The organism is Nostoc sp. UHCC 0302 (genome assembly GCF_038096175.1).
Taxonomy (GTDB): Bacteria; Cyanobacteriota; Cyanobacteriia; order Cyanobacteriales; family Nostocaceae; genus UHCC-0302.
Genome location: NZ_CP151099.1, coordinates 8,234,133 through 8,259,428, shown reverse-complemented (window position 1 = coordinate 8,259,428; position 25,296 = coordinate 8,234,133). Strand labels below are relative to the sequence as shown.

22 protein-coding genes and 1 pseudogene are annotated in these 25,296 nt (G+C 39.6%); 15 read left to right on the top strand and 8 right to left on the bottom strand.

Annotated features, from left to right (window positions below; all coding sequences use genetic code 11):
• Positions 1-60 precede the first annotated feature (60 nt).
• The gene (gene ftsH / locus WKK05_RS35730; RefSeq protein ID WP_341527683.1) at positions 61-1,965 is read left to right on the top strand and encodes an ATP-dependent zinc metalloprotease FtsH; all 1,905 of its coding nucleotides are present in this window, start codon (positions 61-63) and stop codon (positions 1,963-1,965) included.
• 276 nt (positions 1,966-2,241) lie between these two features.
• Positions 2,242-3,142 (top strand): annotated as a pseudogene (locus WKK05_RS35725) (IS982 family transposase).
• Positions 3,143-3,190: 48 nt separating this feature from the next.
• On the opposite strand, the gene WKK05_RS35720 reads toward WKK05_RS35725, so the two are convergent.
• Together WKK05_RS35720 and WKK05_RS35715 are read right to left on the bottom strand one after the other, a co-directional pair.
• Entirely contained in the window at positions 3,191-4,366 is a 1,176-nt protein-coding gene (locus tag WKK05_RS35720) for a DNA double-strand break repair nuclease NurA (RefSeq protein ID WP_341527682.1), read from the bottom strand.
• Positions 4,367-4,547: 181 nt separating this feature from the next.
• Positions 4,548-5,333, bottom strand: a complete 786-nt coding sequence (locus WKK05_RS35715; RefSeq protein ID WP_341527681.1) for an HAD family hydrolase — start codon at positions 5,331-5,333, stop codon at positions 4,548-4,550.
• On the opposite strand from WKK05_RS35715, the gene WKK05_RS35710 reads away from it, so the two are divergent.
• Both WKK05_RS35710 and WKK05_RS35705 read left to right on the top strand, forming a co-directional pair.
• Positions 5,314-5,469 carry a hypothetical protein gene (locus WKK05_RS35710; RefSeq protein ID WP_341527680.1) on the top strand — a complete coding sequence of 52 codons (156 nt, stop codon included), beginning with the start codon at positions 5,314-5,316 and terminating at the stop codon, positions 5,467-5,469. The two genes, WKK05_RS35715 and WKK05_RS35710, sit on opposite strands and share 20 nt — an antisense overlap.
• A gap of 394 nt (positions 5,470-5,863) precedes the next feature.
• Complete coding sequence (locus WKK05_RS35705) at positions 5,864-6,547, top strand: hypothetical protein (protein WP_341527679.1); 684 nt, start codon at positions 5,864-5,866, stop codon at positions 6,545-6,547.
• An 82-nt stretch (positions 6,548-6,629) separates the two neighbouring features.
• Here WKK05_RS35705 and WKK05_RS35700 read toward each other — a convergent pair whose 3' ends face one another.
• Together WKK05_RS35700 and WKK05_RS35695 are read right to left on the bottom strand one after the other, a co-directional pair.
• A complete protein-coding gene (locus tag WKK05_RS35700) occupies positions 6,630-7,484 on the bottom strand; it encodes a metal ABC transporter permease (RefSeq protein ID WP_341527678.1) in 855 nt (284 codons plus the stop codon).
• Positions 7,485-7,626: 142 nt separating this feature from the next.
• Positions 7,627-8,367: a metal ABC transporter ATP-binding protein gene (locus WKK05_RS35695; protein WP_341531283.1), complete on the bottom strand. Its 741-nt coding sequence runs from the start codon at positions 8,365-8,367 to the stop codon at positions 7,627-7,629.
• Positions 8,368-8,603: 236 nt separating this feature from the next.
• On the opposite strand from WKK05_RS35695, the gene WKK05_RS35690 reads away from it, so the two are divergent.
• From WKK05_RS35690 to WKK05_RS35675, 4 genes are all read left to right on the top strand, one after another.
• Positions 8,604-9,617 carry a metal ABC transporter substrate-binding protein gene (locus tag WKK05_RS35690; RefSeq protein WP_341531282.1) on the top strand — a complete coding sequence of 338 codons (1,014 nt, stop codon included), beginning with the start codon at positions 8,604-8,606 and terminating at the stop codon, positions 9,615-9,617.
• A 415-nt stretch (positions 9,618-10,032) separates the two neighbouring features.
• On the top strand, positions 10,033-10,374 hold the full coding sequence (locus WKK05_RS35685) for a hypothetical protein (protein ID WP_341527677.1): 342 nt from the start codon (positions 10,033-10,035) through the stop codon (positions 10,372-10,374).
• 80 nt (positions 10,375-10,454) lie between these two features.
• Positions 10,455-10,844 (top strand): hypothetical protein, encoded by a 390-nt coding sequence (locus WKK05_RS35680; RefSeq protein ID WP_341527676.1) that lies wholly within the window; start codon positions 10,455-10,457, stop codon positions 10,842-10,844.
• Complete coding sequence (locus WKK05_RS35675) at positions 10,844-11,128, top strand: hypothetical protein (RefSeq protein WP_341527675.1); 285 nt, start codon at positions 10,844-10,846, stop codon at positions 11,126-11,128. Before WKK05_RS35680 ends, WKK05_RS35675 begins: the two co-directional genes overlap by 1 nt.
• Before the next feature lie 180 nt (positions 11,129-11,308).
• Here the strand turns inward: WKK05_RS35675 and WKK05_RS35670 are convergent, their stop codons facing one another.
• On the bottom strand, positions 11,309-11,980 hold the full coding sequence (locus WKK05_RS35670) for a pentapeptide repeat-containing protein (RefSeq protein ID WP_341527674.1): 672 nt from the start codon (positions 11,978-11,980) through the stop codon (positions 11,309-11,311).
• A 131-nt stretch (positions 11,981-12,111) separates the two neighbouring features.
• Here WKK05_RS35670 and WKK05_RS35665 point away from each other — a divergent pair, with 131 nt between their 5' ends.
• Positions 12,112-13,458, top strand: coding sequence for a GTP-binding protein (locus WKK05_RS35665; protein ID WP_341531281.1), 1,347 nt, complete (start codon positions 12,112-12,114; stop codon positions 13,456-13,458).
• Between the two features lie 498 nt (positions 13,459-13,956).
• Here the strand turns inward: WKK05_RS35665 and WKK05_RS35660 are convergent, their stop codons facing one another.
• Positions 13,957-15,105: an alanine--glyoxylate aminotransferase family protein gene (locus WKK05_RS35660; protein ID WP_341527673.1), complete on the bottom strand. Its 1,149-nt coding sequence runs from the start codon at positions 15,103-15,105 to the stop codon at positions 13,957-13,959.
• A 227-nt stretch (positions 15,106-15,332) separates the two neighbouring features.
• Here WKK05_RS35660 and WKK05_RS35655 point away from each other — a divergent pair, with 227 nt between their 5' ends.
• Positions 15,333-15,728, top strand: a complete 396-nt coding sequence (locus tag WKK05_RS35655) for a DUF1499 domain-containing protein (RefSeq protein ID WP_341527672.1) — start codon at positions 15,333-15,335, stop codon at positions 15,726-15,728.
• A gap of 5 nt (positions 15,729-15,733) precedes the next feature.
• Here the strand turns inward: WKK05_RS35655 and WKK05_RS35650 are convergent, their stop codons facing one another.
• Positions 15,734-16,819: a glycosyltransferase family 4 protein gene (locus WKK05_RS35650; RefSeq protein ID WP_341527671.1), complete on the bottom strand. Its 1,086-nt coding sequence runs from the start codon at positions 16,817-16,819 to the stop codon at positions 15,734-15,736.
• A 469-nt stretch (positions 16,820-17,288) separates the two neighbouring features.
• Between WKK05_RS35650 and WKK05_RS35645 the strand changes: the two genes are divergently transcribed.
• From WKK05_RS35645 to WKK05_RS35630, 4 genes are all read left to right on the top strand, one after another.
• Positions 17,289-18,092, top strand: a complete 804-nt coding sequence (locus WKK05_RS35645) for an ABC transporter permease (RefSeq protein WP_341527670.1) — start codon at positions 17,289-17,291, stop codon at positions 18,090-18,092.
• A gap of 400 nt (positions 18,093-18,492) precedes the next feature.
• On the top strand, positions 18,493-20,343 hold the full coding sequence (locus tag WKK05_RS35640; protein ID WP_341527669.1) for a bifunctional serine/threonine-protein kinase/formylglycine-generating enzyme family protein: 1,851 nt from the start codon (positions 18,493-18,495) through the stop codon (positions 20,341-20,343).
• Between the two features lie 29 nt (positions 20,344-20,372).
• Positions 20,373-20,840, top strand: coding sequence for a hypothetical protein (locus WKK05_RS35635; protein WP_341527668.1), 468 nt, complete (start codon positions 20,373-20,375; stop codon positions 20,838-20,840).
• A 210-nt stretch (positions 20,841-21,050) separates the two neighbouring features.
• The gene (locus WKK05_RS35630) at positions 21,051-21,551 is read left to right on the top strand and encodes a GNAT family N-acetyltransferase (RefSeq protein WP_341527667.1); all 501 of its coding nucleotides are present in this window, start codon (positions 21,051-21,053) and stop codon (positions 21,549-21,551) included.
• 87 nt (positions 21,552-21,638) lie between these two features.
• Here WKK05_RS35630 and WKK05_RS35625 read toward each other — a convergent pair whose 3' ends face one another.
• Positions 21,639-22,622 carry a DUF1517 domain-containing protein gene (locus WKK05_RS35625; RefSeq protein ID WP_341527666.1) on the bottom strand — a complete coding sequence of 328 codons (984 nt, stop codon included), beginning with the start codon at positions 22,620-22,622 and terminating at the stop codon, positions 21,639-21,641.
• A gap of 1,453 nt (positions 22,623-24,075) precedes the next feature.
• On the opposite strand from WKK05_RS35625, the gene WKK05_RS35620 reads away from it, so the two are divergent.
• Entirely contained in the window at positions 24,076-25,278 is a 1,203-nt protein-coding gene (locus tag WKK05_RS35620) for a glycosyltransferase family 4 protein (protein WP_341527665.1), read from the top strand.
• The last annotated feature ends 18 nt before the right edge of the window (positions 25,279-25,296 follow it).

The following is a 25,296-nucleotide window of genomic DNA, read 5'->3' as shown; positions in this document are numbered from 1 at the left end:
CTAGAAGAATAGGCATAAAACCAGCGCTCAGCTTATGCCAACAGACAAAAGGTAATTATTATGACAAATTTGGGAAAAAAGGCATTGAATAAACAGTCACCAAAGCGCCTTGCTTGGGCTGGTGCGCTAGCAGCAAGTTTGATCATGTTGCCGGGTATTTTCGGGGGTACTCCCGCCTTAGCGCAAAAGGCAGAGCGCGACACCCTAACTTATGGTGAGTTGATCAAGAAAGCGAAGCAAAGGGAAGTCAAAAAAGTAGAGCTTGACGAAACGGAACAGATAGCAAGGGTGTATCTAGAGGGGCAGAAGCCGGATGCACCACCTCTACAGGTAAGACTTTTAGCGCAAAACACAGAGCTAATCAACATACTTAAACAAAAGAATATTGATTTTGGCGAGGTTTCCTCTGCCAACAGTCGGGCTGCTGTGGGACTGTTGATCAATCTTATGTGGATTTTGCCGCTGGTAGCTTTAATGTTATTGTTCCTGCGGCGCTCTACCAATGCCTCTAGCCAAGCGATGAATTTTGGCAAATCCCGCGCTCGTTTCCAGATGGAAGCCAAAACTGGAGTTAAGTTTGACGACGTAGCAGGGGTGGAAGAAGCTAAAGAAGAACTGCAAGAAGTTGTTACGTTCCTCAAACAGCCAGAAAGATTTACCGCTGTAGGCGCACGTATTCCCAAAGGAGTGCTGTTAGTTGGCCCTCCTGGTACAGGTAAAACCTTACTAGCAAAAGCGATCGCTGGAGAAGCTGGAGTACCATTTTTTAGTATTTCTGGTTCGGAATTTGTGGAAATGTTCGTGGGTGTCGGTGCATCCCGCGTGCGTGACCTGTTCAAGAAAGCTAAAGACAATGCCCCTTGCTTAATATTTATCGATGAAATTGACGCCGTAGGAAGGCAACGGGGTGCTGGTATCGGTGGCGGTAACGACGAACGCGAACAAACCCTCAACCAATTGCTTACCGAGATGGATGGGTTTGAAGGTAATACAGGTATCATTATTATTGCTGCTACCAACCGCCCAGATGTACTGGATGCTGCACTACTCAGACCAGGACGCTTTGACAGACAGGTAATTGTAGATGCACCGGATCTCAAAGGGCGTTTGGAAATTTTGAAAGTTCATGCGCGCAATAAGAAAATTGATCCTAGTGTCTCATTAGAAGCGATCGCTCGTCGCACTCCTGGTTTTACTGGCGCAGACTTAGCCAACTTGCTCAACGAAGCTGCTATTCTCACCGCTAGGAGACGCAAAGAAGCTGTCACTCTTTTAGAAATTGATGATGCTGTAGACCGGGTAGTTGCGGGGATGGAAGGTACAGCTTTGGTAGATAGCAAGAACAAGCGTTTGATTGCCTACCATGAAGTTGGACACGCCTTAGTCGGCACATTACTCAAAGACCATGACCCCGTGCAGAAAGTCACTCTGATCCCACGAGGGCAAGCACTCGGATTAACTTGGTTTACTCCCAACGAAGAACAGGGATTAATTTCTCGTTCTCAACTCAAAGCCAGAATTACTGCAACTTTGGGTGGTCGCGCTGCTGAAGAAATTGTTTTTGGTAAGCCAGAAGTGACCACAGGTGCAGGCAACGACTTGCAACAGGTGACGGGAATGGCGCGGCAGATGGTGACACGGTTCGGGATGTCAAACTTAGGCCCATTATCCTTGGAAAATCAAAGCGGAGAGGTCTTTTTGGGGCGTGACTGGATGAATAAATCAGACTATTCTGAGGAAATTGCCGCCAAAATTGATTCACAAGTCCGTGAAATTGTCAATCATGCTTACATCAAGGCAAAAGAATTGTTGGAAGAAAACCGTACAGTATTGGAACGTTTAGTAGATTTATTAGCCGAGCAGGAGACAATTGAGGGCGAACTATTCCGCAAAATTGTTGTCGAAAATGCCCAAATAGCCGATGAAAAAGTTGCTGTATCTGAACTAGCAACTAATCAATCGTAAAACAATGTGAGTTTGAGGGGTCATATCCTGTCCCCTAATTAACTTAATAAAGAAACCTCTCCCTGGTTTTACTACGCAAAACCGTTCCTCTCCGACTCGGAGAGGGACAGACTTGAACTAAAGTTCAAGGCAGGGAGAGGTTTGTCGAACTCGCGTTGAAACAATAGGTTTGGGACAAGATAATTTGCGCGGTGGATCACCTATGTAACCTGAGTTCGGGATAAGGAAAGGGACAGGTAGTAAGCTGAAAATAACGTCAAATCCAGCACCTGTCCTATGTTTAGTTTAGAATTTTTGTTCTGCCATGTAGATGATTTTTGTAAGGCGTTTGAAAGCCAATGGCACAAAAAGCTGTTGGTACATCGAGGAATAAGACGGATTCGGGCTAGAAGTCTGTGTTTGAGTGAAATAATGACGATACTGATTGCATTTCATCAAAATCACTACCGGAATTTCAAGCATTTTTATTTGAATCATGTCAAACAGCAATGGAGTTGTGCTTTTCCGGGACTGCCGAGTTATCAACGATTCATTGAATGGATACCATCAACCTTGATACCTTTGTGCGTTTACCTGAAGCATTGTTTTGGACGGTGTACGGGTATCGGTTTTATCGATTCAACATGTCTGAAGGTCTGCCATAATCGTCGGATTTCTCGGCATAAGGTTTTTGAAGGTTTAGCAGTTCGTGGAAAGACTTCTGTGGATTGGTTTTTCGGGTTTAAGCAACATAAAAGTCGTCAATGAACTTGGTCAACTCTTAAATGTGGTTCTTACTCCTGGTAATATTGATGACCGTCAACCAGTTCCCGATTTCCTCAGTGATCTGTTTGGCAAAATATTTGGCGTTAGCGAAGCTTACCGAAGGTATCGCGGATATGTCTCTCAAAAACTGGCTTCTCAACTTTTGCAAGAGTTCGACATTAAATTTTTTGCCAAACCCCGTCGCAACATGAAAAACTATTTGATGCATCTCCATGATAAGCTCTTATCCCGTAAACGCTCCATTATTGAGACTATTAACGATCAACTTAAGAATATTTCTCAAATCGAACATTCTAGACACCGAAGCCCCGTTAATTTCTGCGTTAACGTTCTGTGCGGATTAATCGCTTATTGCCATCAACCTAACAAACCCAGCCTTCAAATGGAATGGCTTTTACCTCAATCTGCTTAACCCGAACTCAGGTTAAATATTAACTAAATAAATTCATTAACAGCTTATTTAAGCAATACTTCCCCGCTTTCTAGCTTCTTTGTAGGAAGTTCCCACATTTCTCAAACCAGCTTTAATCATTTGTTGTTCGAGGAGGGCAAAGAAACGCGTTTTATCCCCACCTTTGACTACCGCTTGATTATGAGCTTCCGCGATCGCTACGGGGTAGCCATATCCTTTCTGCACTTGTGCCAGCATCAGCCCTAGTGCTTGATCAAACATAGTTGCATTTTCTGCTACCCATGCAGGAATTTCGATGCGGGCAATTTCAGTGCCAACATGGACGTAGCAAAAGTAAATAGTTTGGTCTCCGTAAAGTTCGAGAATAGGAGTGTTACTCCGCCATAGACAACCGCGTTGTCCAGGTTTAAGTCTGGTTGTCCAAAGGGAAGTATCTCGCAACTGTTCAAAAACTTTACAAGGTACTTTTTCTAACTGATTTGGGCAATAACTTTTACAGTCTGGTGCTGGATGGATACAAGCCAACAAACGCAAAAAGTTGATGCCTTCGATATTACGAGAGGCGCTAAGATATCCCATCAAAGGAATTTGAGCATCACGCATCTGCTGCCAAGCTTCCAAGATAGGGGGTAAGATGCGATCGCGTGCATCAATTGGCAACTGTTCTAAAAACCAATAAATTAACGAACCATCCACCATTGCTAACGTTGGTGCTTCTCCCTTGGCTTCACACGCAAGTTCTGCCAACACCGTTGTTTCCGAAGCAGTACGGCGAAAACTCATCCATTCCTCGGTTCTAATTCCCCATTGCCGAGACATATATAAATCTTCGGGGCGATAAAATACTTCTGGCAAACTATCGAGTAGTGGATGGCGGTTTTGGCCGTAATGTAAGACTACTCTCCCAATATTTAAGAGATAGCAATAAGCAATTTCGTGATGATTAGGGGCAATTTGCGAACCATCAGTAGCGATAACAGTATGTACTTTCGGGGGAACTGGGATATCAATCGAGGTTTCTAGCGGCTCAATGGGGGTAGCGTTAGCAAAGAGAATGCGATCTCGCCATTTTTCTTGGCGAGAAATTAAATCTTGTTGAGATTCGTAAGCATTTTTGAGATATTGTTGAGCCAATTCTAAACGTTGGCGACTGGCAGCAGCTTCTAAAGTAAGATGCTGACTTAAACCCTGCATTTGTTTTGCTAGTTTTGTCAGGTCAAGCATATATATGAGTAGGGAGTGGGGAGTAGGGAGGGGAGGGACAGGGAGCAGGGGGGCAGGGGCAATATCCTAACTACTGTACAGACGCGTAGACGCTCTGCTTGGGCTTCTCGTAAGAGTATAATCGCGTCTCTACTCTTGACTCAGCACTCTTAATGCCCCATGCCCCTCATCCTTGAGTTAATTAAAGCCAAGCATAAAAGTCTTTAGCAAACTGAGAAAGGGATAACAGCTGAATTCGTGGATCATCTTTGGCGGCTTTCCTTTCTGTTTGGGTATTATAGCCCCAGTCTGCCAAGAAGAGTTTCACGTCCTCAAGGTCTGGTTGCTGTTGAACTAAGTGCAACGTCTTGAGTCTGTCTTCCACAAACCATACACTAACTTTCTTTTCTGCTGCTTGCTGCTTTAATTCTCGCAATATTTCGTACTTGGGACGCTTGACTTCTTTACCAAAAATTACTGCTGGTGGTAAATTCACCCCTTCTTTTTGCAATAACTGCTGCACAAAACGCCCTTCTTTAGTGGTGATGATAAATAGCTCAACTGCACTGGCAATAGTTACTTTGATTTTTTCTACTACACCCGGATAAAATCTATGCAGACTCAGCCAGCTGTCTAAATCTGTGGCAATCCATTCATCCCGTTGATTGTCTAACTTTACACCAATTTCTTTTGCTTGTAACTTGTCTTCTAACAATATTTGTGGTGCTATGCTTAACCATTCCTGAAGTATTTTTTCATCAGGAATTCCATCTACCAAGGCTTTGATTAAAACAGGCATTTCCCAACCTGTTTCAATCACAGGTCGTAAACGATAGAATCTTAAAGCTAAATCATCTGGTGGTGTGTCATTAGCAGGCGTCCAAATTTGACAGTAGGTATGCCACGCTACCTCAAAATATTCAATTAGTCCGTCGCAAATCACTCCATCAAAGTCCAGGGCTAAAATTGTGGGACTACTTGCTGTCATTGTTTTGAGGATTAAAACTGCTGTTGTCAGCTTAGCCGAACTAGCAATTATTTTTTGTATAGATACCAGCACAGCCAAAAGAGTCTGTATGGTTATGGGCGATCGCTTCGTCACTCCGAAGCAATTAAAAGTATAATATCAAACAATAAAACAGTGCTATATCTAGGGAATGAGCTACATAGCATCCATAAATGCCAAACTTCCTTGACCTCGTGCTATTGGCAGACTCTTGAAACATGACATCTTGCACCAGTTGCTTGAGGACAATTTTTATGAAATGGGTAATACTTGCCATTCAAACCTGATATTCTACAATAATGTTAAAAAACACTATTTTTGTTGCTTGTCAAGCATCTATTAACAGATTTAAAATTATAACCTTTGTAGTAAAATACACATAGTGTTAAGTTATTGAATATACCTATAAAGTGAAACAGCTCACTTGTTTAATAATAGTTTGCTCTTGGATTGGCTTCAGTCATTGACGATTAATTACGGCTTGGATATCAACCTTTTTTAAAGATAAGAAAATGACTAATTTATTTAGCAAATTGTTAGTTGCGACTGCTAGCGGCGTATTAAGCTTAGTAGTAGTAAAAAACGATATTGCTCAAGCAGGAACAGTAAAATTCAACATCAACCCTGCTGCAAGTTTCATTTCTTCGTATTCATCAAGTGTTAATAGCGTACCCTTTTCTTTAAAAGAATTGGGAATTAAGACAGATGACACAATTAAACTGGAGCAATTTGGAAGTTTTTCTCCCTTTGGTGATCCTAATAACGAATATTTTAGAGCAATGTGGGCTGTTTTCAGTACTAACAATACATTGCTAGCTAGCAGTGGCTATTACAATGGTGCGACAACGGAGAGAGTTCCGGGTGCTATTCATGCAATTGTGCCAAACGGTTGCCTACCAAATCAATGTTTAGATAATAGTATTTTTTACGTCTCACGTGGCGACAGTTTTAGTAATGACAGTTTTAATAGTATTGTCGTAAAAGTTCCCACAAATGCACAATTTTTATTTATTGGTGCTGCTGATAGCGCATTTGATGATAATGTAGACTTAAAAAAAGACTTTGGTGTAGCGATTAGTTCTGATAGTGTATCTGCTGTTCCAGAACCCGATTTTAGTTTGGCTTTATTGGTATTCGGTGCTTACAGTATTGGTTGGCATTTTTCGCGTAAACGTAAAAAAGTAAGAAGTATCTAACTGTAATACACGAATGATATTTGATTTTTAAATATATGTAGGGTGGGTGATACCCATCCTATATTGTATCAATAATTACGAGTTATTCAGTCAATACTTCTTTGCGCTTCATGGTAAAAATACCATGTTTGGGACTAAAGAGTAATGCTAATACAAATAATCCGGATACAACTAACACGATCGCAGGGCCAGAGGGCAAATTATAAAAGTAGCTGAGGTACATACCACTAATGCTAGAAAATACCCCGATTACTGCACCTAAAATCATTACTTGATTGAGGCGTTTAACTAATAAATAGGCGGTTGCCCCTGGCGTAATCAAAAGTGATAGTACTAAAATTACACCTACGGCTTTCATGCTGGCGACTATTGTTAAAGCAATCAATACCATCAATCCAAAGTTTAGCCGATTGACTGGCAATCCTGCGGCTTGAGCGCCTAAAGGGTCAAATGTGTAAAATAAAAGTTCTTTATATAATAAAAGAACAACCACTAAAACAATAACGGCAATAATAGCTGTATCTCGTACTTCATCAATAGTAACGCCGAGAATGTTACCGAAGAGGAAGTGGTTGAGGTCGATTTTATTATCTTTTTGAACTACTGTAATTAGGGTAATCCCAAGGGCAAAGAATGCAGAGAAAACTATCCCCATTGCTGCATCTTCTTTAATAGGCGATCGCGTTCTAATCCAGGCGATCGCCATTGTACTGAGAACACCAGCAATAAATGCGCCGACAAAAATATTCGCTCCCACCATGAAAGCGATCGCAAGTCCTGGCAAAACTGAGTGACTGATAGCATCACCCAGCAGTGCTAATCGCTGCACCATCAAGTAGCTGCCAACAACAGCACATAACAAACCTACTAAAATGGCAATTACGAGCGATCGCTGCATAAAGCCGTACTGTAAAGGCTCAATTAAAGCTTGTAGCATAGTTTGTCATTGGTCACTTGTACTGAGCTTTCGCGTAGCGTCTCGTAGAGAAGTCGTAAAGCCTGCGGCATAGCTACGCTTAGGGCGCAGCCTCTCGTAGAGAAGTATTGGTCATTTGTCATTTGTGAATGATAAGTCATAACTATGCTGCTTCTGAAAAGTACATTACTTTGCCGCCATAAGCGTGAAGTAAATTATCTTCTGTGAGTACTTGTTGCCGTGAACCTGTGGCAATTAGTTCGCGGTTTAGTAAGATTAAATCGTCAAAGTGGGCAATTGATTCTCCTAAGTCATGGTTAACTACTAGGACAATTTTGCCGGTTGCAGCAAGTTCATGGAAGACTTCAAAAATTACTGTCTGAGTTTTCTGATCAATACCTACTAAAGGTTCATCAAAACAGAAAATTTCAGCTTGCTGTGTTAAAGCACGGGCTAAAAATACTCGTTGCTGCTGTCCCCCTGATAATTGTCCAATGGGGCGATCGCGATATTCTATCATCCCAACTCTTTCTAGGGAGTTTTTTGCTACTTGCCTACTAACTGCTGAAAAGCTACGCAACCAACCTGTTTTCTTCACCCTTCCCATCATCACTACATCCCAAACCGTAGCAGGATAAGTCCAGTCGATTTGGCTGCGCTGTGGTACATAGGCAACTTTTTCTAGTTGCTGCATCAAAGGTTTGCTTCGGTACAACACCTTACCACTGCTAACGGGAACTAAGCCCAACATTGCTTTCATCAACGTACTTTTGCCAGCACCATTAGGGCCAAAAATACCTGTGAGTCGTCCCGGTTTGACAATACAGTTAACGTCTCTTAAGGCTTCTTGTATCCGGTAATGTACCCCTAAATGGGTAATGTTAATTGGTGCAGTAGAACTCATATCAATAGTTTTGGCAATTTGTGCAGGTAAACCTGCTGTATTTCTGGGAGATAGGCTAAGTTGTGAGGCTAAATAGGGGTTTTTCATAACTATGCTTCAATATTCATTTCTTGAGCTTACTATAAATATGAGATAAATATGAAAAAATCTATAATTAGAAGTAATATCCAAGATAAATGAAACTAATACTTCAGATATACAGCAGTAATAGCCGCGGTAATGCAACAGTCAACAGTATGAAGAGAAAAATAGTTTCTAGCCCGATTTCTAGACTTTGCTTGGGAATGCTTTTGTCTTTGGCTTTATTTAGTTGTACTCAACAGAACTCTAATCGCAACACTGCCAAGGGAGATAAGCCGCGAGTGGTTGCAACTAGCACTATCATTGCTGATTTGGCACAAAAAGTTGGAGGAGACGAAATTCAACTAACTGGAATTCTCAAACCAGGAACTGATCCCCATGTTTATGAACCAGTACCAGCAGATAGTAGGTTTTTGGAAGAGGCAGATTTGATTTTGTATAACGGTTACAATTTGGAACCTGGACTGATTAAATTAATGAAAGCCTCTGGTGGGAAAGCGCAGCAATTAGCAGTGGGGGAAGTTGTTAAACCTTTGCAGTTAGACGACAGTCGCCTCAAGTCGGGAAACCCGCCCACAGCGCTGTCTCATAAAGGTAAAGGTGAAGTTGTCCCAGATCCTCACGTTTGGGGCAGTGCAGAAAATGCGATCGCAATGGTGAATGTGATTCGGGATGGGTTAATTAAATTATCACCTGAAGATAGAGAAGAATTTACCCAAAAAGCATCACAACTTACTAATGAATTAACGCAATTGCATAGCTGGGTTAATCAACAGATTCAAACTATTCCCGCAGATAAACGCAAACTTGTAACAACCCACGATGCATTTCAATATTATGGACGAGCTTATGGGATTGCGATCGCAGGAACTTTAATTGGGATTAGCACTGAAGAACAACCCAGCGCTCAAACAGTCCAAAGATTGGTAGAGTCAATTAAAAAGATCGGCGTTCCGGCAATTTTTGCCGAAACTACAATTAACCCAGCTTTAATTAAAACTGTTGCTCAAGAAGCAGGCATAAATTTAGCACCACAACAACTTTACTCTGATTCAATTGGTGCTAAGGGGAGTAACGGCGATTCTTATATCAAAATGATAGAAGCCAATACTCGCAGCATTGTAGAAGCATTAGGTGGAAAATATACACCCTTTCAACTAAAGAAGTAAATTCAGCAGGAACTTTCACGAGATAACTGTTGCTATACTGCCTTAAGCTGCACAGAAAAGTCGACACTAAAATTCAAAATCACCCTACCCCTATGGGGAGGCAAGCTACGCGTTGGCGGAGCCTCTCGCAGAGAAGCGTCTCCGACAGGAGAAGTTCAGATCAGCGGAAGCCGCTGATCTGAACTTCTCTCAAAATTCACAATATTTTTTTGAATTTTAAATTCCTCACAAGGGTTGACTATTATTTGTTTCTGGAGTCGGAGGTTGCTTATAAACCTGTGCACTAATATCTAACCTAAGAGGTGGTACTAAGAATATTTATTCTTAAATTCTCTCCAGGGAAAGAACTCTTCACACCTTTAAACTCTTTAAAGTGATGTTAGTAAAGACATAGTGTTCAATTCCTGAAAAAGCCATGACTAAGAATAATCAAGAGAATAAAGACAATCAAATTAATCAACCAGTAAGCGAAGATTGGCATTCTCGCGAAGAACCAACAGCTAAAGAAAGAAATTTAACCGCAAATCCAGGAGATAGAATTTCTGATAAGCCTGAATCGGTTGAAGAAAAATCCCAGCAGGTAGCTGTTGATTCACCAGACATTACAGGCGACCATATTACAGTTCCAACTTATTTTGTTGTGGACGAACCCGATGGCGATAAGAAAGCACTCCACCACGTTAAAGATGCGGAAGAAATTTCCGATGTGATTAGACAGGCACGAGTTGACGAAAATGGAAATCGGATTTGGTGGTAGTCACTAACGGTGCTATTTAAGTAGAGACGCCATTAACTGCGTCTCTGCGTTGCACCAGAAATTATCCGGGGTAAATATAAATGTTCAATATTACAATTGATAAAGAATTAGTAATTTGGGGTACATCAGAACTTAAAAATAAAATTTTAGAACTTGTTAAAGGTCGCAATGTAGAGCCTTTAAAAAGCAAAATAGAATTTTATAAAAATGAATTAGCGCCATATTTTGCAGAATTGAGCCGACGCAATCCCTATCCTAAAGTTATCGAACAAGTACCAATTGTCATGGGAGTATGGATACCATTATGGTCTACTATACCTTTTCAAGACATTTTGCAGGTAGATTACACGATCAGTCTTACCAAATTTTTCATGACGATGGTTACTATGCGAATATTGCTCGCTATACGCCAGGACAAAAATCTGCTTTTTGGCGAAAATTTATATCGAAGCTACCAGCGTACGATTTAATGGTATTGCAAAAGTATTCAGTTCAAAATGAGCAGTGGTACATCAAAAATGTTGGAATATTCCAAGCTTTAAAAAACAGAGAGAATGCGCTAACGATTGATGATGCAAACGAGTGGTTTACCACAATAGTAAAATCTCAATTTAAAGAATCATTATCGAACGCAGACTCACAGCAAGACCTGAAATTAGAAAATATAGATAGAAATACTGCAAAAAAATTAGAAAAAGCTTATCTCGCAACTTCTGCTCTAGAACATTGCTCTAGAACATTTATATATAGATAATGACTTTCGGTTAGTTAAGAGTAAACGAGAAGCTACACAAAGACCGAGTTATACAATTGCTGTTCGCAGGCGATCGCTTCACCAAAGCTTGTGAGTAAAAGTGATATTTTAACTTAGCATTTTTATTTAATCCCATATATATTTGAGATTACGAGGCGATTTAAATGCCTAAAGTTAAAATTATTCATAATCAGAGTATTTTACTATAACTCCAGCATGACGCTCTAAAATATAAACGGCTTGTAATGGGTCAAAAATAGCTCCTCGTAGCTGCTCAATGCTTACCTGTAAATCTTCTATTTGTGAACCTCTAAAATCAGTACCTGTAAGTTTCGCACCAGACAACATAGCATTACGAAGATTACAATTTAGAAAAGTAACATTAGATAAATCTGCATCTTGAAAGTTAGTATCTTCTAGTACACAGTTTTCAAAACGAGTAGCTTTAAATTTTGTAAACTCAAACTGAGCAAACTTACCATGACAGTCTTTTATTAAAGTATTTTTAATTTGGGATTTTATTACTTTAAATCCTAAAATCCGACAACTGTTAAATTCCACCCTATTAAGGCTGGCTTTATCCCATTCAGTATTAGCAAAGTCACATTTATCAAAACGAATATCACTCAAATCAAAACGAGAAAATCGCTCATCAGCCATTTGTACATTTTGGAAATGTGACTGTTCAATAGTTACGCCTCTAGCACCAGTCAGTTGACAATTTAATAAAAGTAAATTTTTATAAGAATCAAGCTCAGATAGTTCCCCATCTGGTAATTTTTCAATAACCAGTTCCTCCGGTAGTTCAGGCGGTTCTATTGACTTATTCTGCTCTGTGCGCTTTTTAACCATATTGTGACTCTACTAGGCTATAAGAATCTCTAAATCTACTTTAAGTTGAGATAATACACAGATAGGTTAGGAATTAGAGCAAAATTAATATATAGCGTCTTGTTTTTTCAACTTTGAATCAATCTAATTTTGTGCGAAATCTGCAAGAAACTCATTTAAATCGGGCCCGCGCCAGTCTAAGACAAGCGCTGTCTTGGTATGGATATCTTCGTAAGTCAGGACAGTTATCATCTAACCCAGAATTGGCAGGTTTGGTCAAACCAGAATTGGAGGCTTTGAACTCTACACTCAACAAGCTAGACTCTAATGTGATTAGAATTGCCGCTTTTGGTCTGGTGAGTCGTGGTAAATCAGCGGTATTGAATGCTTTATTGGGAGACAAGATTCTGCAAACTGGCCCTTTGAACGGAGTCACTCAATGGCCGCGTTCTGTGCGGTGGCAGCCAGGAGGTAAAGTACAAGTAGAGTTAATTGATACCCCTGGATTAGATGAAATTGAGGGTGAATCGCGATCGCAAATGGCACGAGAAGTTGTGCATCAAGCAGACTTGATTTTGTTTATCGTTTCTGGCGACATCACACGGACTGAGTATCAAGCACTTTTAGAATTGCGACAGGCGCAAAAACCCCTGATTTTAGTCTTTAACAAGATAGACCTTTACCCAGATACAGACCAAGCTGCGATTTACCAAAATTTGCAACAACTAGGTGCAGGACATATCGAAGCAAAGCCTCTACTACCTGATGAAATTGTTATGGTGGCGGCGGAACCAGCACCAATGGAAGTGCGGGTTGAGTGGGCTGATGGTCGCGTCAGTTATGAATGGGAAACGCCACCAATCCAGGTGGATGAACTCAAGCAGACAATTTTAAATATTCTCAATCGCGAAGGGCGATCGCTTCTCGCCTTAAATGCACTTATTCAAGCACGCGATGCAGAAGAAGCGATCGCCCAAAAAACCATCGACTTACGTCAACAAGAAGCTGAAGAGATCATCTGGCAATTTACCAAATACAAAGCTTTAGCAGTAGCGTTAAATCCCGTCGCCTTTTTAGATATACTTGGCGGCACAGTGGCTGATTTAGCTTTAATTCGCGCTTTGGCGAGATTGTATGGTTTGCCTATGACTAGTTATGAAGCCAGCAAGATTTTAAAAACGATTTTATTCAGTTCCGGTGGCTTACTGCTGGGAGAATTAGGCAGCAGTTTCTTGTTAGGTTTAGGTAAGAGTACAGCTGCCTTAGCTAGCGGTGACAATCCCACTAATATTACTGCTTACGCTGGTAGTGCGATCGCCCAAGCTGGTATTGCTGGTTACGGAGCATATTCCGTTGGGAAAGCAGCTCAAGTGTATCTCGAAAAAGGCTGCACTTGGGGACAATTGGGCGCTAGCAGCGTCATTCAAGAAATTCTTTCTCAAGTTGACCAAAACACAATTTTGTATCGTCTGCGCCAGGAGTTGGGGGTAAAGTTCTAAGATTTTTGAGTTATGGCGAATTTCAACAAAGGTGAAGTAAACAATATAGTCCTCATGGTTACTGAGCCTAGTCGAAGTAAAGTCAGTTAAAAAGAATGTTTTATTTCCCAATTCAGAATTCTGATTCTTGAATTCTCCTGTATATTCTTAAAAGCCTCAGTTTGCTCAATTAACTAGCAAGTAAAAACTACTGTGCAAAAAATTTTACACTTTTCACCCGGATTCTGCTTTGAAAAAAGAGTAAACATACTTTAGTTTGAGTTATTATACCTATTTTAATACTGAGTTATTATCAAATGCGCGAGCCACAAAAGAATCATATTAAAGTTGACCCGGCAACTCTCGTCTTAATTATGTCTATTTTAATACTTTTCCCTCTGCTAGTTGCTGGTTTTTTCTCGCAGTGAGTTTTGGATAGCCTAACAATACGCAGAAAAATCTACTGCTCTTTTTATCAGGTGCGTTAACAGTGTGTAACGCACCAAATTGTACCCAAAACTATTTAGGTAATACCTGCCGTAGTGCTGCTAAAAGTTGGTCAACACTTTCTTTGCGGCTATTGAAGCCCATTAGCCCCACACGCCAGACTTGACCAGCTAGTTCACCAAGACCACCACCAATCTCAATACCATGTTCATTGAGTAACTGGCGTGCAATTGCTTTACCATCTACTCCTTCTGGAATACGGACAGTAGTTAGGGTTGGTAACCTGAACTCTCTTTCAACGTGCAAACTCAATCCTATATCCTCCAAACCTTGCCAGAGATATTCCACATTCTTTTGATGACGCTGCCAGCAGTTTGCCAGACCCTCTTCTACAATTAAACGTAGTGCTTCCCGCAGCGCATAGTAGAGGTTAATTGGAGCTGTATGGTGATATGTGCGTTCAGTACCCCAATACTTACCTAATAACGACATATCCAAATACCAGTTTGCAACCTTCGTGCGGCGCTGCTGCAATTTCTCAACTGCCCGCGGACTCATTGTAAAGGGAGAAGCACCAGGCGAACAACCCAATCCTTTTTGGCTACAGCTATAAGCTAAATCAACTCCCCAAGCATCCAAAAATATCGGGACGCCACCCAGACTAGTCACTGTATCTACCAGTAGCAGAGTGCCAAATTCACGGCAAACTTCAGCAACTCCTTCTAATGGTTGACGTGCGCCTGTGGAAGTTTCGGCATGAACTAGCGCTAGTATAGCCGGACGATGGGTTTCAACAGCAGTTCGGATTTCTGCAAGCGTGAAAACTTGTCCCCAAGGTTTAGTAATGGTTCGCACATCTGCACCATATCGCCCAGCCATATCAACGAGGCGGTTGCCAAAATATCCCGCTACGCCAATCAAAACCACATCACCGGGTTCCGTAACATTAGCAATTGTGGCTTCCATTGCAGCTGTTCCTGTACCGCTGACTGCAATAGTTAGTGGGTTTTCTGTCTGCCATACATAGCGCAGCAGGGATTGAATTTCATCCATAAGCGCCAGAAAAGCTGGATCAAGATGTCCAACTGCTGGAGTATTCATCGCCTGAAGCACTGTAGGATGAATATTTGAGGGGCCCGGCCCCAACAGTAAACGGGATGGGATTTCCAGAGGTGCGAGTTGCAAACGCCCAGAGTCATTTATAGACGTTGTTTGCGTCATAATCTGTTTTTGCATAGACGATACTTACCGCATCATAAAGCGATCGCATCACCGATGTTTTAGTCAAATCTCAGGGTTATTTTAATATGAATAAACTCTCGCTAAATTTTTAACATTCACATAGTTGTTTTAGCGTAAACTTAATTTTATAGGAAATTCAGTAATTTCCTAACCATTTCTCGCATAAAAAAGTAGTTTTATTAACCTTTATCCTTGTCCAAAAAATTATGGCTTTTGCAGGCAAACGACCGAATAATTTAGGTGTTCACGATGGTAAATTAGCACCTTGCCCTAACTCTCCTAACTGTGTTTCCAGTCAGAGTTCAGATGCAGTACACCAAATTGCACCGCTGACTTTCACCTCTAGACCAGAAGAAGCGATCGCTGCTGTTAAAGGTATCATTCAGTCTTTACCCAGAACTAAGATAATTACTGAAAGTGACGATTATTTATATGCGGAATTTAAGAGTGCATTGTTGGGATTTGTGGATGATGTAGAATTCTACCTTGACCGTAATACTAATACAATTCAAGTTCGCTCCGCCTCACGCTTAGGTTATGGTGATTTGGGTGTCAATCGTCAACGCATAGAGGCAATTAGAGCGAAGTTCAACCAAATTTAGACTAATTAAGTGTGGCTGTTAGTTAAACTAACCAAACTGCGGAAATACCCGTTATGAGCAAATCGTTTTGCTAAAATTTGTTGATAAACTGCTTCATAACCATTTGTCATTTCTTGAACGCTAAAACGGTTTTCTACATATTTTCGACAAGCATAGCGGTCTAACTTGGTTACCTGGTCAATAGCACTGATGCACTCAGGAATGTCGTTACATAAGAAACCCGTATTGCCGTGGGAAATTACCTCTACAGTAGAACCCAGCTTCATCGCAATCACTGGCGTACCTGAAGCCATTGACTCAACCATTACCAACCCAAAAGGTTCTCGCCAAGTAATTGGGAACAAAGTTGCTACTGCACCTCCCATTAGGGCATTTTTTTGCGTGTGGTTGGCTTCACCTAAATACTGAATTTGCTTGGAGTCAATTTGCGGTTTGATTTGCTTCTCAAAATATTCGATATCAACAGCATCTACCTTCCCTGCTATTTTCAAACAATAACCAGTTTTTTTAGCAATTTCTATTGCTAAATGCACTCCTTTCTCTGGAGATATTCGACCCAAAAATGCGAGGTAAGGTGGATTTTCTGCTTGGGGATAAAACTCGTAACTATTAACATCAATCCCGTTATAAACTGTCGCAATATAATTCAGTCCTAACTTTGGTTCTCGTTGTGCATCAGAAATGCTTACAAAGGCTTGCTTTTTACCAAACATAAACATCTTTTCGTTGTCTGGGGTAAAGATACCGTGCAACGTATGAACTGTAGGGGTTGTGACGAGATGTGCATAAGCTAGTCCCGTATACCCTGTATGACAGTGAATAATATCAAACTCTTCTGCCCGTTCGTACACTGAAGCTAGGTGCAGCATCTCATAAACGCTGTACTCCTTTATAGTCGAATCCTGTCTGAGAGGACGGGGATGAACTGCTGCGAGTTTTGCCAGGCTAATAGAATCTCCCGTTGCAAATAGAGTTACTTCATGTCCGCGTCTGACTAATTCATCAGTTAACAACCCCACTACTAACTCCGTACCGCCATAGGCAGGAGGCGGTACTCTTTCCCATAATGGGGCAACTTGAGCAATTCGCATCACAAACCTCCTAAAAAGTAATACTGAAATTAGAAATTTTTACTTTCTGTTTAATAAGTGCTTTCAAGTTATTAATTTGGCACTAGAAAGTAAAACCGCATACTATTTTCAGAAATATTTATATCAAAATTCTATGCCTATAGTTACAGAATATATGTCTACCTTAGTAAATAAATTATCCTATCCCTAAAGATAAAAATACTCTAAATTAAATAAACTTAGTTGCATTTTTTACTCTAAAACTTTTCTAATATTAAAAATTTCAGATGACTTTTTTACTTAAAGTATCAGGTAATAATTGGTGAATTAGCTCCAAAATAGCGTGTAAATCGTCCAATTTTAAAATGTTAATTAAACAACAAAGTATCAAGTATGCAATGAGTAATTATATGGATACAAGCTGTAAAATATTGACTTTTTTTATTAAATGTGATATATGTTGGCTTAAATTAGCAAAAGCTAAATAAACGTGAATAGCTCTCCATCACTCAAAAAACCGCGTGTCGCATGGCAGGCGGTTTTCTCACTATTGATATTTGTGTTCATGTACCTACCTATACTGGTACTTGCCTTCTATAGCTTCAATCAATCGCCTTACAGTGCAACTTGGCAAGGGTTTACCCTCGATTGGTATGGCAAGTTATTCAGTGACGATCGCATTTTATCCGCTTTGAAAAACAGTTTGATAGTTGCTGGTTGTGCAGTCAGCATTTCCGCAGTGCTGGGAACCTTGATGGCGGTGGGGTTGGCGCGTTATCAATTTCCGTTGAAGAACTTGTATCGCGGTGTTGCTTATCTCCCATTGATTATTCCTGATATTGCGATCGCAGTAGCTACTTTAGTATGTCTAGCAGCATTTGCAGTTCCTCTGAGTTTGTGGACAATCGTCGCGGCTCATATAGTATTTTGTCTTGCCTACGTTGGACTTGTAGTTTCTTCCCGACTTACGAACTTAGATCCTCACTTAGAAGAAGCAGCACTCGATTTAGGAGCAACACCAACCCAAGCCTTTATTAAAGTATTGTTACCGCAATTGATGCCTGGAATTATCGCAGGTTGTCTGTTAGCTTTTGTCCTGAGCTTAGATGATTTTCTCATCGCCAGTTTCACTGCTGGTAGCGGTTATAACACATTACCAATGGAAATTTTTAGTCGCATTAGAACAGGCGTAAAACCTGATATTAATGCTCTTAGCGTCATGCTAATTTCAGTATCAGCGATCGCTGCTTTGGTAGCTGAGTTTATTCGCGCTTCTGGAGAGAATAAAAACTAAAAAAATACTCTTTCTCTACTACTGAGTAATAAAATTTTATCTACTTATAAACATACTCAAACTTCTGATCACTCATCTTAGTCAAAAAAACTTTTGGTATAAAATAATTAATCATTTTAAAAATATATTTTTCATGAACCTAATCGGTTTATCTTGACATAATTAAACGTCTCGAATATTATTTTTTATAGGGTGTAAATTATTGTATTCATATCTACTTATATTTATAACCAACCCAGTATAGATAAACAGATATATAAAATTTCTTCATCTTCCTGCCCTCGTAATGAAGGAAGTTTTAAATACATAAATAAACATCCGTGTTCGCTTCTCTACATAACTGTTTTCAAATAGATAATGTTGGGGCTAACTTTGGAAAAGATGCTATTTCCCTTTCATTATGCAAATCTGCCAAAATCCCAATTGCTCAAATCCATTCAATGCTGATGGCAATAGATTTTGCATAAGTTGCGGACAAAGCAACTTTGGCAAACTTCTCAGAAACCGCTACCGTGTATTGGAACTATTAGGTGAAGGCGGATTCAGTAGAACTTATGCCTCAGAAGATGCAGATAGACTAAATGCACCTTGCGTCATCAAGCAATTTTTTCCCCAAGTTCAGGGAACAGGACAACGTACCAAAGCAGCAGAATTTTTCAAAGAAGAGGCTTTTCGGTTGTATGAACTGGGAGAAAATCATACCCAAATCCCCAGATTGCTGGCTTACTTTGAACAAGGTTCTAGCTTATATCTCGTGCAAGAATTTATTCAAGGACAAACTCTTTTACAAGAACTTCAACAACAAACTTATGGCGAAGCAGAAATACGCGAACTTTTAGCTGATTTATTACCAGTTCTGGAATTTATTCATACTCATAACGTTATCCATCGGGATATTAAACCAGAAAATATTATTCGCCGTATCGGTGATGAAAAACCTGTATTAATTGATTTTGGTGGTGCGAAACAAGTAACCCAAGCCACTGTAGGAAGACAATCTACAGTAATTTATACACTTGGTTATGCCCCAACTGAACAAATGGCTGGGTTTGCTTGTCATGCCAGTGATTTATACGCTTTGGGCGTAACTTGCGTGCGTCTTTTAACTCAATGTTTACCTTTACAAGATGCTCACGGACGGATTCATGACCCTCTTTATGATGCGATGAATGCTAAATGGTTGTGGCATGAATATTTACAGAGAAAAGGTATTAATATCAGTGAAGAATTAAGAATAATTTTAGATAAATTACTGAAGCATTTTCCCAGCGAAAGGTATCAAACTGCTGTAGAAGTTATTAACGATTTAAAATCTACAAAATTAACTAGTGAACCTATTGCCCTAAAAATTGTCTCACTTCCTAAATCGATATTAGTGCCTCCACCAGCAAAAGTAATAGTCCCATTACCAGACTTAGAAACCTTTGAATTTGACATAGTGACAGTAGACACAGCTGGGAGAGAAGTAAACCGCGATCGCCGCAGTGCAGAATTTTTTGCTGAAGAATTGAACAAGACCATTACACTAGAGATGGTATCGATTCCCGGCGGTACTTTTATGATGGGTTCACCAGACTTTGAAGGAGATGCTGACGAACGTCCTCAACACAAAGTCACAATCAAACCCTTTTTTATGGGTAAATTCCCTGTAACTCAAGCACAATGGAAAGCTGTTGCAGCTTTACCGAAAGTGAAACAAACCTTAAATCCTCATCCATCTAAATTTAAAGGTTTAGATCGCCCAGTAGAAAATGTATCTTGGCATGAGGCTGTCGAATTCTGTGTAAGGCTGTCGGAAAAAACCGGACGTGACTATCGTTTACCCAGTGAAGCCGAATGGGAATATGCTTGTCGTGCTGGAACCACTACATCCTTCCACTTTGGCGAAACGGTTACTTCTGACTTAGTAAGCTGTAGCAGCAACGATGCTATTGAACCAAAAAGCAGATATCGTAAAGAAACGACAAATGTCGGCAGTTTTGAAGTAGCGAACGCCTTTGGATTGTACGATATGCACGGCTTAGTTTGGGAATGGTGTGCCGATCCGTGGCACAACAATTATAAAGATGCACCATCAGATGGAACAGCTTGGGAAATAGGTGGTGATGTACATCGTCGGGTGCTACGCGGTGGTTCTTGGAGTTTTAGCGCTGAACTTTGTCGCAGCGCCAGCCGTAGCTGGAATGAGTCAGACGGTGGGTTAAGGATATGTGGTTTTCGAGTAGTGTTTTCCCCAGCAGAGATTATTTAATAATTTAATGTAGAGAATAGATAGTAAGTATGGTGAAAGAAAAAATTGAGAAAGGAGATATAGTACTCATCATCAATGATGGAGAATACCACAATCAACTGGGTGAAGTAATCGAGATTGATTATAATATGTTCTTAGTTAAGATAGTGAGAGTAAAGTTAGAACAGCAAGAGGAAAATTTTGCAGAAAAAGATTTACAAATAAAAGCTAAAAAGCCAACTTTGGCAGAAGCGATCGCATCAATAGATAAAATTTTAGAACAAGTTGAAAAAATTTCTAACTTCCCAACAGTAAAAGATAAAGTAGAGTTACCTAACCGCCTGAAATATTTAAAGTTAGATATCCCTAAGCTAGATAAACACGTAATTCAGAAAAATTTTGAGGGCATAGATAAAATACTCGCAGCCATAAAAGAAGCAGACCCATCAGCAATTTTTTGGACAGAAATACATCCTAATTTAAATAAAATCAGCTGGTGGATTAGAAGCAGTCTCTAAATTTTTCCTAAATCATCTAGTTAAACTAACTTTAATAAGAGTAAAGTTTTTTCTTAGTACTTTTGTTTAAATTCTAATTGACTTTTAATTGTGAATTTGGTAAGATAAAATTAATAATGAAGAAGTATAATAAATTTAAAATTTCAAATAAACTGCGTGTCTGATGGCAAGCGTTTTTCTAGTTGCTGTACGAAGCAGAACAAAAGAATTATGCATAACCTTAATCAAACAGCAATCAATTCTCTAAAAATAATCCAAACTACAGACATAGTAGACTTTATTCCTCTTTTAAAAGAATTAGAATTTGGGGAGAAATTCCATCTACATATGCTCCAGTGGTGCGGAATTGGCAAACGTGATCAATCACTGACTTTTTGGCAAGTTTATCTAGCAAAGCTAGAAACAGAAACAATAGGTGTAATGGGTCTTTACCAGCTAGTTGATAGTCCGCCTGATATTGTTTGGATAGGATGGTTTGGTTTACGTCCAAAACATCGGCGGCAAGGCTGGGGCAAAATTATGATGAATAACTTAAAAGAATATGCATTAGACTTTGGATTTAAACAACTTTGGGTATATACTAATTATCCTAATCTCGCAGCCATATCATTTTACGAAAATTCTGGATTTGTGAAATTAGGCGCAGCAGCAGAAGTTTGTCCGGGAAAAACATTTAGTTTATCAGACATAATTTTGAGAGTTAATATTTGAGCCAATACCTCACAGATAAAATTACTTGCATAAAAAACAAAGACACAAAGATAAAACTTTGTGTCTTTGTTTTAAAATTCTAGGTGCTTATACAAGTCTCAAATCAGGATATTCTGCTAACACATCATCAGATGTGAGAGTATCACCTTCAGCTTGCGGAGTCCAAAGCACTTCAAGTGCTAGGAGTCTATCGCTAGGAATGCTACCAATTTGCCGCAAAGCTTGACGCAATTCATCAGCACTGTTAATGGCAGTTGGGATGTCAAACTTACCCAGTGTAGCTGCTAGTAAGGTGACAATAATGTATTCGCCAGGGCCTTCGCTAATTAAACGAGTGGGGTTATCAAGTTCACCAGCAGGAGGCAAAGCTTCTTTATTAAGGGCTGCTTTGAGCTGGTTGTTAACATTAGTAAGAGTTTCTTCGCTAAACTTGCTGCGTTCTGCCAGTGATAAGCGGTTGAACTGAGATTCAGCTGAATTTAATTTCGCTTGTTGGGTTCCGCCGCCTGCATATACCCAATATTCAGGATGACGGAGTAAAGCTAGACTAGCTTCTTGCAAAATTTCTGCTCTCCCCTCTGGGGAGTTGGTATCAGCAGTTTCAGCAATGCGGTTGAGTTCGGGTTGCAAATCACGAGCCTGAGCTAACAAACCTACTTGTAAACGAGTTACAGAAACAGAAGGATTACTGCCGTAGTTTACGTCTTCGGTTTCACCACCGCTAGAGACACGACGGAAACTTTGTACCAGGAAGTTAGCGATCGCAAAGAAAATTAAGATGGTAAACAGACCGCCAAAGCCTCCTCCAATACCCCAGAAGGGAAGTAGGAAAGGAAAGCCAAAGCCGCCGCCACCAGGATAAGGTGCATAGTACCCACCACCACCCGGAGGCGCATAAGTACGCGGTGTGTAAGAACGGCTAGAAGGAACTCTGAAAGAACCCCCACCGATCCGACCACCACTAGCAGCTAATGCGCCATCAGCGTGACTAAACGCCAAAGCTAACACTAGGCTAAGGACAAAGAAAGGTTTTAACAGAGGTTTGATGGTTTGTTGTAGTTTTTTACGCATAATACATACGGTCGCTTGAAAAACGGTATTGGTTATGATTTCCCCCATCTAGCAGGGAGTTTTGCGGTGCGTAGATGACGCCGGCCCGTAACAAGCAAGCGAGCTTTAGATTGGCAGTTTTGTTAGGCTACATATTCAATCTACCGCGTCTTATCTTGGGTAGACAGCGATCTCAGGGGGGATTTCTTGAGTAGATAACCGTACCTCAAAACACCTCTTCAATCATAGAACTTTGGGATCTATTAATTATTTCCACATCATATGTACTGCACCACCTGTAAGAAAAATTTATTACAGCTATGTTTTGAATGTCGCACTTTCAGACCATAGTCTTGGATTATACAAATGATTTTATTTTTTGTGATTATTTTGACTGTTTTTTTTTATGCTAGTAAGATATGCTTCACCTTGATGCAGGGAAAGAATTTTAGTTATCATGGCTGATAAAGCTTAGTCTTTATTTGTAAATTGTGCATTTACCACTCATAATCTTCAAGCAAAATTTATGTGGAGTGGCAAAATAATCAGGCTTTTGGGAAACTTGTGTTCTCTTAGAGTAGTTAGTAGTTAAAATTACAGTAGTTATTGTTAGGGCTCAACAGTAACTATTTTGTATAAGCTACATCTTGATACTCGATTCTCTGTAAAATTACTTTTACGTCACACAAAGTTTCTATATTTAATCCCCTATCATTTCAGCAGTACTTCTAATATTAGCTATTCTCAATCATTCTTTGGCTGTATTTAATTCTATAGTTAGCGTTTGAGAAGAGCAGATAAATTATTGAATATGCCTCAAATATCTAAAATTTTTGCCATTTTGGCATACTAGTCTATGGTATTTACGATATTCTATTATTAGCAGCTAAAATTCAAACTTTCGCGCTAGTAAATTCACTTTAAATTTAATTAACTTTGATAAATTTTTTTTCATGTAAAAGTTTTTTTGATGATTTGAAACTAAAAATAAAATCAGTAAATTTGAAAATTTATTTTTGGTTAATGTTATAAATTATGATTAGTGACTCTTCTGTATTTACTTAACTCAAATTTCATACACAGTAGAATACCTGTAGTTATAAAAGCTATATCTAGCGATTTTCGACTTTATGGACTATCCTATTAGTAGTAAATAGTCTATTTTAAGTAATTTAAAAAGATATAAAAATAGATAATTTTTCCTTATAGCAAATAAACTTTTTCAAATAAAATTAATTACAAGGATGAAAACAGTAACTTTATCATTCATTTTTTTAACAGTTAATTCATTGGTTATACTAAAGGAGTAAGCAATCAAGAATAAAGATTAATTAAATATAAAATTCAGCCAATAAACTACAATTGGTAGAGGTTATCAGCGCTTACAAGTAGTAGTCAATTAGCACTAGTTTTTTAATAAATTGACACTAGGAAGAAAATAAAAATTATTTGAAGTGTAGTTATTAACTTTATCATGGAACATATTTCTCAACTGACAACACAAATCAGAGAGAAAACTGCATACCCAGATATCTTAGTGATATCTCGGCTCTTTCTACCGAAAGAAGCTGCAATTGGAGAATATATTTATAATCGATGTCTCCAAGACCCAAAGCGAGTAATTGTGCTAGCATCTGGTTGCTCAGGAGATAAAGTCTTTGACCAAGCTCAACAGTTTCCTGTATATCGCTGGCCTTATTCTAGATACTGGTGTAGTGGTTTTATGGGGAGTCTTCTGAAACCTATCCTCAATATAATCTGGTCATTTGTACTAGCAATTAAACTCTATTTTCGCTATCACTACCGATATATAGAGTGGGGCCACGGCTATGAATTTCCTTCACTATTGTTATTAAGCTATTTTCTACCTATTCGTTTTTTTATCTATCTGCATGGTAATGATATTGTTTGCGCTTTACGTAATCCCCTGTTGCGATCGCTATTTAAATTGACACTCAAACGAGCCGAAGGGATTGTTTGCAACAGTTCCCATACACGAGATTATCTCAGAACTACTTTCCGATTAAATACTCCAACCCACGTCATTAACCCAGCAATTAGACCAGAAAAATTTGGCAAGGCGGCGAATCCAAGTAATCTAGATGATTTACGTGTCTGCGTGCGCCAGACTTACAATATTCCAGAAACAGCAATAGTGATTCTCTCAGTCGGAAAGTTGGTAAAACATAAAAACTTTGACCGAGTAATTGATAATATCCCACTACTGCTGACTATTGGCGTCGATGTTCACTATATACTCTGTGGTCAAGGGCCTTGTGAACCGGAGTTGAAATCTTTAGCAAATCGCTTGCGGGTAGATAAGCGAGTCCACTTTGCTGGATATGTATCCGATCGCGAATTAGCAGGCTACTATGCAGCCTGTGACATATTTGCAATGCTGACTGTGTTAGATAGCAAAGCTCAAAGTATGGAGGGTTTTGGTATCGTTTACTTAGAAGCAAGTTACTTTGGTAAGCCTGTAATTGCCCCGCGCTTAGGCGGTGTTCTAGATGCAGTTCAGCACGAAGAGAACGGGATACTGGTTAATCCCAATTCTGGCTATGAAGTTTTTCAAGCTTTCAATCGGTTGTGTCAAGACCGACAGTTACGTGAAAAACTAGGTCACAAAGGTAAAGAATTAGCCAAGCGTAAAACTCTGCACCGTTCTGTATATTAAATTGGGGGACTGGTTACT